Origin of the sequence: Oxalicibacterium sp. (assembly GCF_035565035.1) — a bacterium.
Classification (GTDB): domain Bacteria; phylum Pseudomonadota; class Gammaproteobacteria; order Burkholderiales; family Burkholderiaceae_D; genus Oxalicibacterium.
Window position 1 is genome coordinate 1 of record NZ_DATMTD010000030.1, and the last position, 10,091, is coordinate 10,091.

Genomic DNA, 10,091 nt, shown 5'->3' on the forward strand with positions numbered 1-10,091 from the left:
TTTTGTTTTCAAAATCGGCAGCGGGCAATTCAAACCCCGTGCATCGAGGTCCTTGATAAATTCCATAGTCGTGCGTCACCTCAGTACTATCGAAGGGGCGATTCTACTCTTAATCGCACGACGATCAAATTGCGTAGCGTCGGGAAATTTCCGATTTAACAATTGATTGCAGTCGCAACAACATCCCGACATCCCGACGCCAGCGAACAGTAAGCGAACAAACGGCAGGCAAACCCTGGAGTCTGCCTGCCGTTATTTGCAACGCGGTGCCACAACGAGCCTTAAGCGCGTTCGCCCACCCATGCAGCGACACCCTGCAATGCCTTCGGCAATCCGCTGGCATCCGTGCCGCCAGCCATCGCCATGTCGGGCTTGCCGCCGCCCTTGCCGCCAACCTGCTGCGCGACAAAGTTGACGAGTTCACCGGCCTTGACCTTGCCGACGCTGTCCGCAGTCACACCTGCGATCAGGCTGACCTTGCCGTCGTTGACTGCAGCCAGCACGATGGCGGCAGTTTTCAGCTTGTCCTTCAGCTTGTCCATCGTCGTGCGCAGTGTTGCGACGTCGGCATTTTCCAGCCTGGCCGCCAGCACCTTGATGCCGTTGACATTGACCGCCTGCGACACCAGTTCATCGCCTTGCGACGACGCCAGCTTGCCTTTCAACGCATTGATCTCGCGTTCCAGCACCTTGACCTGATCCAGCACCTGCGTCAGACGCGGCTGTAATTCTGCCGGTGGCGATTTCAACGTGGCAGCCGCGCTGTGCACGGTCGATTCCAGATCCTGCAGATAGCTCAATGCGTTGGCCCCGGTGATCGCTTCGATGCGACGCACGCCTGCCGCCACGCCGCTTTCACCGACAATCTTGAACAGTCCGATATCGCCGGTGCGTCGCACATGCGTACCGCCGCACAATTCGCGGCTGGAACCGATGTCGAGCACGCGCACGGTTTCACCGTACTTTTCGCCGAACAGCATCATCGCGCCGGTTTTTTGCGCCGATTCGATATCCATCACGCGTGCCTGCGTATCGGAGTTGGCGAGAATCTCTGCGTTGACACGCTTCTCGATTTCCAGAATCTGGTCGTGCGTGATCGGTGCGTTGTGCGCAAAGTCGAAGCGCGTCTTGTCGGCGTCGACCAGCGAGCCTTTCTGCTGTACGTGATCGCCCAGCACTTCGCGCAAGGCCTTGTGCATAATGTGCGTGACCGAGTGATTGCGCATCGTCGCCGCGCGGCGCTCGCCATCGACCGACGCCTTGACCTTGTCGCCGACCTTCAACGTGCCCTGCGTCTGCACGCCGTGATGGCCGAAGACATCCGCCTTGATCTTCTGTGTATCCTCGACGCCGAACTGCACGCCTTCCGCACTGATGACACCCTGGTCGCCGACCTGGCCGCCGCTTTCCGAATAGAACGGTGTCGTGTCCAGCACGACGATGCCGGACTGGCCTTCTTTCAACGCTTGCACTGCAGTGCCTTCGAAATACAAACCGACGACCGTGGCTTGCGCTTCAAGATGCTCGTAACCGGTGAAGACGTTGCCCGCGCCAGTGTATTCGACCGCGCGTTCCATCTTGAACTTGCCTGCCGCACGACCGGCCGCTTTCTGTTTTTCCATCGCGGCCTTGAAGCCGTCTTCGTCAACGCTCACATCGCGTTCACGGCAAACGTCCGCCGACAGATCGAGCGGAAAACCGAACGTATCGTGCAGCTTGAAGGCGACGTCACCCGGCAAGACTTTCGCGCCGCCGGCCAACGCCGCATCGAGAATTTCCATGCCGTTTGCCAGCGTTTCGAAGAAGCGTTCTTCTTCCGCCTTCAGCACGTCGGTAATGCGTTGCGCATCGGCTTTCAGCTTCGGATATGCGTCGCCCATCTGTTCGACCAGGTCCTTCACCAGCTTGTGGAAGAACGGTTTCTTCTGGCCGAGTTTGTAACCATGACGAATTGCGCGTCGGATGATGCGGCGCTGTACGTAACCGCGGCCTTCGTTCGATGGAATCACGCCGTCGGCAACGAGGAATGCCGTTGCGCGGATGTGATCGGCGATGACCTTCAGAGAATTGTTGGCCAGATCGCTCGTATTGGTTTCGCGCGCGGCAGCCTTGATCAGCGCGTCGAAAATATCGATCTCGTAGTTGCTGTGCACGCCCTGCAGAATCGCCGCCAGACGTTCCATGCCCATGCCGGTGTCGACGCATGGTGCGGGCAGCGGTTTGACCGAGCCGTCTTCCGCCATGTCGAACTGCATGAACACGTTGTTCCAGATTTCGATGAAGCGGTCGCCGTCTTCGTCCGGGCTGCCCGGAGGACCGCCGGCAATGTGCGGACCGTGATCGTAGAAGATCTCCGAGCATGGACCGCATGGACCGGTGTCGGCCATCATCCAGAAATTGTCGGACTTGTAGCGGCCGCCCTTGTTGTCACCGATGCGGATTACGCGCTCCGGCGGCAGGCCGATTTCCTTGGTCCAGATGTCGAAGGCTTCCTGGTCCTCGAAATAGACCGTGGCCAGCAGTTTCTCGGCCGGCAGGCCGTACACCTTGGTCAGCAGTTCCCACGACCATTTCAGCGCGTCACGCTTGAAGTAGTCGCCGAAGCTCCAGTTGCCCAGCATTTCGAAAAACGTGTGGTGACGTGCGGTGTAACCGACGTTTTCCAGATCGTTATGCTTGCCGCCCGCGCGCAGGCAGGCCTGCACTGACGTGGCGCGCACATACGGACGCTTGTCGGTGCCGAGGAACACGTCCTTGAACTGCACCATTCCCGAGTTGGTGAACATCAGCGTCGGATCGTTGCCCGGCACCAAGGGGCTGGACGCGACGATCGTGTGACCTTTCGACTCGAAGAACTTCAGGAATTTTTCGCGGATTTCGGACGATTTCATGTTCGTGGACGGAATTGGCTGTTAGCTGGGGAAACCGTCGATTATACGTGATAAGCGTCCAATAGCCCTCTCCCCGTCATGGTCGGATACGAGCAAAAAACCACGGAAAACCATCGAAAAATCGCCCGTTCTTACGTTACTTGACGGTCGCCGCAATCCCGCTGAACTGCGGGCCGATCAGATCGATACGGTCGGTGCAGAACCCATCGACGCCCCACGACATGATTTCCGTTGCGCGCACGGGGTCGTTGACGGTGTAACAGAACAGGCCGAAGCCGGCTTCCTTGACCGCACGCGCCAGCGGCGGCGTCAGAAACTCATGATTGGTCATCAACGCAATCGCGCTCAACGCGTGCAGGCGCTCCTGCCAATCCGGCGTGATCTTGCGCATCAGGAAGCCGCGCGGGATTTCCGGTGCTGCCAGTTTGGCCGCCTGCAATGCCTCGAACGAAAACGACGACAACAACGGCAAGGCGGTGGGAGTGTGGTCAAGCATCGATTCGAACAAGCGACGCGTCGTCTGTGCCACCACCCAGCCGGTCTGATCTTCGAAACCCGGCACTGGCTTGATTTCGATATCCATCCACAGACCGTTTGCCATGCAGAACGCTGCCACCTGCTCGAACGTCGGCACCGGCTCGCCCTCAAACGCCTCGCCGAACCACGCACCTGCGTCGCGCGCCGTCAACTCCTGCGCCGTCAGATCGGCAATGCTGCCCTCGCCCGCGACCGTACGTCCCAGTTGCGGATCGTGCATCACGACCGGCACGCCGTCTTTCGTCAGCATCACGTCGAATTCCACACCGCGAAAGCCGTGATTCAATCCGCAACGCATTGCCGCAATGGTATTTTCCGGCGCCAGTTTGCCGCCGCCGCGGTGCGCCACGATTTTCGGATAAGGCCACATGTTCGCTCCTCGCTGAATCGGTCATTGATCAGTCTCGCCTGCAGTGTAATTTATTCTGCACGCCGGGCAAAAACGGATCGGCATGCAATATCCCTGCGAGGGACGATAGAATGTCCGCGCCACTGGATGTTCGCGGTACCCCGCGCATCCGCCTTCCCATATCGATCAGGACCGCACATGCACGCATTCGACTGGAGCAATCCGTACCCGACCATCCGCAGCCCGCTGTTCGCACGCAACGTCGTCGCCACCTCGCAACCGCTGGCAGCGCAAGCCGGTCTGCGCATGCTGCTCAAGGGTGGCAATGCGGTCGATGCCGCGATTGCTGCCGCTGCGGCCATCACGATTGTCGAACCGGTATCGTGCGGACTCGGCAGCGACGCCTTCGCGCTGGTGTGGGACGGCAGCAAGCTGCACGGCTTGAACAGCTCCGGCACGTCGCCTGCCGCATGGACGCCGGACTACTTCAAGAACAAGCACAACAACCTGATTCCCGAACGCGGCTGGGATTCCGTCACCGTGCCGGGTGCGATCGCCGGCTGGGTCGCGCTGTCGGACAAGTTCGGCAAGTTGCCATTCGCCGATCTGCTGGAACCGGCGATCGAACTGGCCGCACGCGGTCACATGGTCGCACCCGTCGTGCAGAAGAAATGGAACAACGCGATTCCCATCCTGCAAAACCAGCCCGGCTTTGCACAGACCTTCATGCCGCACGGTCGCGCACCGCACGTCGGCGAAAACTTCGTCTTCACCGATGCCGCCAGATCGCTGACCAAAATCGCGGAAACCAAAGGTGAAGCCTTCTACCGCGGAGAACTGGCTGAAGCCATCGTCAATTACGCGAAGGAGCACGGCGGCGCAATGACGCTCGCGGATCTCGCCGGCTTCAAGCCGGAATGGGTCACGCCGATCCAGAAGGATTACGCCGGCCATACCGTGCACGAGATTCCGCCGAACGGCCAGGGCATCGCCGCGCTGATCGCGCTCGGCATTCTCGACAAGCTCGACATCACGCGCTTCCCGGTCGATTCGATCGAAAGCCAGCATCTGCAGATCGAAGCGATGAAACTGGCCTTCGCCGATACCTATAAATGGGTTGCCGACGAAAAGTACATGACCAAAGTCACCGTCGGCGACCTGCTCGACGATGGTTACCTGAGCGAACGCGCCAGGCTGATCGATCAGCAGAAAGCCACGCGCTTCAGTTACGGCACGCCGAAGGGCGGCACCATCTATCTGTCCGCCGCGGACGAATCCGGCATGATGGTCAGCTTCATCCAGTCCAACTACATGGGCTTCGGCTCCGGCGTCGTCGTGCCCTGCACCGGCATCAGCCTGCAGAATCGCGGTCACGGCTTCAACACCAGCCCGACCCACCCGAATTGTGTCGCACCGAACAAGCGGCCCTTCCACACCATCATTCCCGGCTTTCTCACCAAAGACGGGCAACCGCAGATGAGCTTCGGTGTCATGGGCGGCAACATGCAACCGCAAGGCCACGTGCAAACCCTCGTGCGCATGCTGGCTTATCACCAGCAGCCGCAAGCCGCCTGCGATGCTCCGCGCTGGAAGGTCAACGTCGGCATGTCGGTCGATGTTGAAGAAGCATTGCCGCACGATGTACGAGCCTCCCTGATCGCGCGCGGGCACAAGATCGAGAACATCGCAGACAGCTACATGGATTTCGGTTCCGGCCAGTTCATCTGGAAAACGGCAGACGGCTACATCGCCGCCAGCGATGCGCGACGCGACGGCCAGGCGGTCGGTTATTGATGATGCAATCCCATGTTTATGGTGGTATTCGCCGGAGTGCGTTTCGGGTTTAATAGCTGCCGGTTTTCACCTCGACAAAAATCATCATGAACGATATCAGCACCGCATCGCCGACATTAGCCGACTCCGAGCCTGCAGCACAACCGTCCCCGATCGGCATCGGCGGCTGGCTGCTGCTTCCCGCGCTGGCAATGATCGTGAGCCCGATCAGGATCGCATACGATTTTTATCAAACCTTCGCCCCGGTCTTCAAGCCCTCGGTCTGGATCCTGCTTCTTCGTCCCGGCACGGAATTCCATAATCCACCGCTGGCGGCGCTGCTCGCATGGGAAATCATCGCGAACATCGCATTTTTCGCCTTCACCGTCTGGCTTGCCTTCCTCTTTTTCAAGAAGCGCAAAACCGTTCCGAAGCTTTACATTTACTGGCTGCTGCTCAACTGCGTGCTCCAGGTCGCGGATATGGTCTTTTCTTCCTTTATCCCGGCCGCTGCAGCTCAAAGCCACGCAAATGCGTTCGCGGAGCTGGCAAAAGCCGCCATCGGCGCCGCCATATGGATGCCTTACTTTCTTCAATCGAAACGTGTCAGGAACACCTTTGTCACTGAAGCGCGCGAAGGCGACGGCTTCTGACAAAAACCGAGCGGCCGCCCTGCACTCCCAGGGGAATCATCCGACACCGTCAACGTCTTCTCCTTCCCTTGCGTTACATCACGCAAGGCAAACGACCATTGCCACGACATTCGCGGCAACATGTCGGCACGCATTTTGCTGAAGAAAAATCACGTGCAACGGCGTTTTTTTCGTATGCTCGTAACTTTTGTACCTTAGCATCGCCTGATTGCCATTAATGTCGGAGGTTGGATGAAGCGCAGCGAGATACGTCACAAGGTCCAGAACATCAGTCTGGGTTTTCTCGCAGGGTATGTCGATACATTGGGTTTCGTCGCACTGTTCGGCCTGTTCACCGGACACGTCACCGGCAACTTCGTGTTGATCGGTGCAGAGATGGCGCACCCGCAGGGCGGCCCGCTGTTAATGAAGTTTCTCGCTTTTCCCGCCTACATCCTCGGCGTCGCCGTCGCGCGACTGCAGATCGCCGCCATTCTCAAGCGCGGCCACCACGCACTGGTGTCCGCCTACGTATTGCAGATCATCCTGCTCGCCGGCTTCATGCTGATGGGCGAAATCGCCAGCCCGATCGGCCACACGCCGACGCTGCTGGCCGAACTCGCCGGCATGACCGGCGCCATGGCGATGGGCACACACAGTGCCTGCAGCCGCCTGCTGCTGTCGCATCAGGCACCGACAGCCATGATGACCGGCAACGTCACCCAGCTCGTCATCGACGCCGTCGACTGGCTGCGCGGCGCAGCAGACGAAAACGTCAAGCAACGCTGCATCAAGGTCCTGTGGCCGGTCGTCGCGTTCGGCATCGGCGCCATCGTTGCCGCCTTCGGCTACCTGTACGTGGGCTTCTTTGCGCTGATTCTGCCGATCGCGATTCTGCTGTACCTGATCTACATCGAACGCGGCGCAATCCAGAAACTGCAGAAAACCACGCCGCAGCGCATCAACCCGTCCTCGCGCTGAAGTTCGTCAGTAATTGGGCTCGACCTTGGGCCCGGCGCCATTCATCCAGTCTTCCAGTGGCAAAACCACCGCCGACTCGCCATTGTCGACGAACCAGCTATCGATCACGTATTGATGCGTTTTGGATTTTTCCGCCGTGCCGTGGTCAACCGCCGATGCCCGGACAGGACGAGGAAACTCCTGGACGACGGCAGAGAAATGATCGAACAGGAAAAACCGGCGACGACGTTCGACATCCGCGACCACGTGATACTTCAACAGTCCCCTGCGCTCCAGCATCTTGAGGAACCGCGTGGTCGTCGTGGAATGGTCGATGCAATCCATTGCGCCATTTACCTCGTCATCAAATGCGTTGCCGCCCTTGTCTGCGTACACAGGCGATTGCTGTCCGGCCCAGGAATACATCTGGCCAATGACCTCCGCCAGGGTTTTGCGCTCTTCCGCGGGGGAAGGAAGTGATCGCAGTCTTTTTGCAAGCGTTCGCAATTGCCGATCCGAAAACCGTACCGTGGCTTCCTGATTACAGCCATAGTTGTAGCAAACATCCACGCTTTCATCAGCAAACGCCACACCGCCAGCCAGCAACAAAAGAAGTGCCAGGATTTTTTTCATTGAGCATGCATTCACTGTTATGAAACAAGCGGACTCGCCGCATGTGCCTTCAATCATTCAGGCGCGAAGCATTCTTTTATCACGACTAATCGCGCCGTTGTCTGCTATCGGCCAATGGCGGAGATTTCCAGCCTCACTTTTTTGCTTCATAGACAATTCTCTGAAGCCTTATTAGACTAGATTGCCTGGCTTGAACGGGTGTTCTTCACGGATTTTTTACGTCATGTTTTTGAATTAAACCGGGCAGAATGAATAGCCATACAGTTTTCCGGACAAATGGCGCTTGCGAGCGTTTCGGCTTTTTGCCTTTCGTATCAGACAGTTCTATCCGTATAAATAACAGGTGGACGATGTGATGAAGAAAGGCTTTGGAGAAATTCGCTGCAAGTTCTGCCAGACTTGGCAGCGGTCCGAGGTGCAGCACTACGACGAGGAAAGTTTCCTGGCGGTCGCGCCGGGAACCGAAGGCCAGGAATGCATCAATCCCTGGTGCCTGCAGTGGATTCCGGCGGATAACGACAACTTTCGCTGGCGCACGGTAAAAGTGGTGGAGCCGAAATAACCTGGGGCTGTTCGCCGCGTCGTGAGGGGCGAATCCAGACAGTCAACTACCGGCCAGAAGCGAACATTCCGGATGCGACATTAAGTTTGATGGTTTTGCAGAAGAACTGACGAACTGGGAACAGTACGGAGTACAGAGCGCTCCGTTGAGTTGAATCAAGGAACGGTATTACGGTTTTACATTGATGAGTGGTTCGATGATTGCCATCAATTTTTCAAATTGGAATGGCTTCAGAATGAAAGAATCAAACTTCGCATTCTTTAGATCGTGCTGATCAGGCGCGCTGCTCATCAACAGGAACGGTGTCGCCTCGTACGCGGGATTGCCGCGTACTTCTTTCAAGAAGCTTGGTCCGTCCATTAACGGCATCATGCAATCGGAAATGATGAGATCAGGGGAATGTTCCGACATGATGTCCAGGGCTTCCAGACCGTTGGATGCCGACAAGACCTGATAGCCCGCATGTTCAAGTAACAGAGTTAATACCGACGTAGTATCAACTTCATCATCAACAAGTAAGATAAGTTTCATCGTTTTAAACTTGCTTGTTCTTGTTCTTGATGTCGGCTATATGTCCATCGACCGTGACACCGCTATCCGAAATAATCATCAGATGATTGGCGTTGTCATAGCCGTTCTCGCGCAACTTCAAGACGGACAACTGTCTGTAATGAACATCATCATGTTCGACAAACTCCAGCAACATGATGTTTTCATACAGTGCCGAAGAAGATGAGCTGGCGACTGGAATGGATTCCTTGAAATACGGAAGCTGTTCGGTAACGAAAGTCGTCACGCCACGAATCCGCAACTCGTTTACCAGGGCGATCATGAAGGAAGGCGCCCTGTCCGGATGCATCGCAATATTGCGCATACTGTCCACACCGTCGATCACCAAACGTGTGACACCGCGCTGATTCACGTTTTCGAGAATATTGCTGGCTAAACGATCGACCAGAATTTCCAGCGGCAAGTGCCACATGATCTGCAGTTGGTTGTTCTGAATGTAAGGTGGCAGATCAAGACCAAGCTTTTTCGCCTTCTCGATCAGACGCGCCGGTGATTCATAAAAGCCGACAATCAGGCAGTTCTCCTGATTGCGCAATCCTTCATAAATAAAATGCAGCGCCATTGAGGTCTTGCCTACGCCCGGACTGCCGAGAAGATTGGTCACGGAGGCGCGAATGACGCCGCCCCCTATCACCCGATCCCAGCTGGGCACACCGCAACTCAGGTACTCGGTAGACGCCGATGCTGCAGCATTCTTGTTGCCGGCGACCGTTTCCAGACGCGGGTACATTTCGATGCCGTTCGGCGTCACTTCAAACGAATGCTTGCCGAGCAAATGATTCGCGCCACGCATCTTGAAGACTTTAACTTCACGGATTTGACGCATATCGTGTTCGTATTGGCTCAGTTCGATCAAGCCGTCAACGAGCGTGTTTTCCGATTCAGGCGCATTGCCTTCGACAGGCGAAAGCAAGAGCGCGGTGCAGCCCATGGATCCAACCAGCGCATTCAGCATATGCATGAACTCGGATAAATCCAAATCTGAAGGACTGGCATTGCGAACAGATCGAAAGCCATCGACGATCAGCATGGTTGGCTTTTGGCTCGCAAGCGAACTGGTAATCAACTTGAGAAATTCACGCAATCCGCCTTTTGCAAGGCTGGAATAAGCGCCGTGAAAAATAATCTGGTCGCCAATCATTTTCTCGTCATAGAACGAGAAATTACTGAAATGATTGATCATC

At 56.8% G+C, this 10,091-nt stretch carries 9 protein-coding genes; 4 read left to right on the forward strand and 5 right to left on the reverse strand.

Going from position 1 to position 10,091, the window contains the following annotated elements; all coding sequences use genetic code 11:
• Positions 1-281: 281 nt before the first annotated feature.
• Positions 282-2,891, reverse strand: coding sequence for an alanine--tRNA ligase (alaS, locus tag VN114_RS02930; protein ID WP_325511817.1), 2,610 nt, complete (start codon positions 2,889-2,891; stop codon positions 282-284).
• 136 nt (positions 2,892-3,027) lie between these two features.
• Positions 3,028-3,798: a glycerophosphodiester phosphodiesterase gene (gene ugpQ / locus VN114_RS02935; protein ID WP_325511819.1), complete on the reverse strand. Its 771-nt coding sequence runs from the start codon at positions 3,796-3,798 to the stop codon at positions 3,028-3,030.
• 177 nt (positions 3,799-3,975) lie between these two features.
• On the opposite strand from ugpQ, the gene VN114_RS02940 reads away from it, so the two are divergent.
• From VN114_RS02940 to VN114_RS02950, 3 genes are all read left to right on the forward strand, one after another.
• A complete protein-coding gene (locus VN114_RS02940; protein ID WP_325511821.1) occupies positions 3,976-5,571 on the forward strand; it encodes a gamma-glutamyltransferase family protein in 1,596 nt (531 codons plus the stop codon).
• Between the two features lie 86 nt (positions 5,572-5,657).
• Positions 5,658-6,203 (forward strand): DUF2569 domain-containing protein, encoded by a 546-nt coding sequence (locus tag VN114_RS02945; protein ID WP_325511823.1) that lies wholly within the window; start codon positions 5,658-5,660, stop codon positions 6,201-6,203.
• Positions 6,204-6,434: 231 nt separating this feature from the next.
• Positions 6,435-7,163, forward strand: coding sequence for a YoaK family protein (locus tag VN114_RS02950; RefSeq protein WP_325511825.1), 729 nt, complete (start codon positions 6,435-6,437; stop codon positions 7,161-7,163).
• A 6-nt stretch (positions 7,164-7,169) separates the two neighbouring features.
• Here VN114_RS02950 and VN114_RS02955 read toward each other — a convergent pair whose 3' ends face one another.
• Entirely contained in the window at positions 7,170-7,775 is a 606-nt protein-coding gene (locus VN114_RS02955; RefSeq protein ID WP_325511827.1) for a hypothetical protein, read from the reverse strand.
• 355 nt (positions 7,776-8,130) lie between these two features.
• Between VN114_RS02955 and VN114_RS02960 the strand changes: the two genes are divergently transcribed.
• Positions 8,131-8,337: a hypothetical protein gene (locus tag VN114_RS02960; protein ID WP_325511829.1), complete on the forward strand. Its 207-nt coding sequence runs from the start codon at positions 8,131-8,133 to the stop codon at positions 8,335-8,337.
• Positions 8,338-8,505: 168 nt separating this feature from the next.
• On the opposite strand, the gene VN114_RS02965 is transcribed toward VN114_RS02960, so the two are convergent.
• Together VN114_RS02965 and VN114_RS02970 are read right to left on the reverse strand one after the other, a co-directional pair.
• Positions 8,506-8,868 (reverse strand): response regulator, encoded by a 363-nt coding sequence (locus VN114_RS02965; protein ID WP_325511831.1) that lies wholly within the window; start codon positions 8,866-8,868, stop codon positions 8,506-8,508.
• A 4-nt stretch (positions 8,869-8,872) separates the two neighbouring features.
• On the reverse strand, positions 8,873-10,091 hold a 1,219-nt coding region (locus VN114_RS02970), incomplete at its 5' end, for an ATPase domain-containing protein (RefSeq protein ID WP_325511833.1).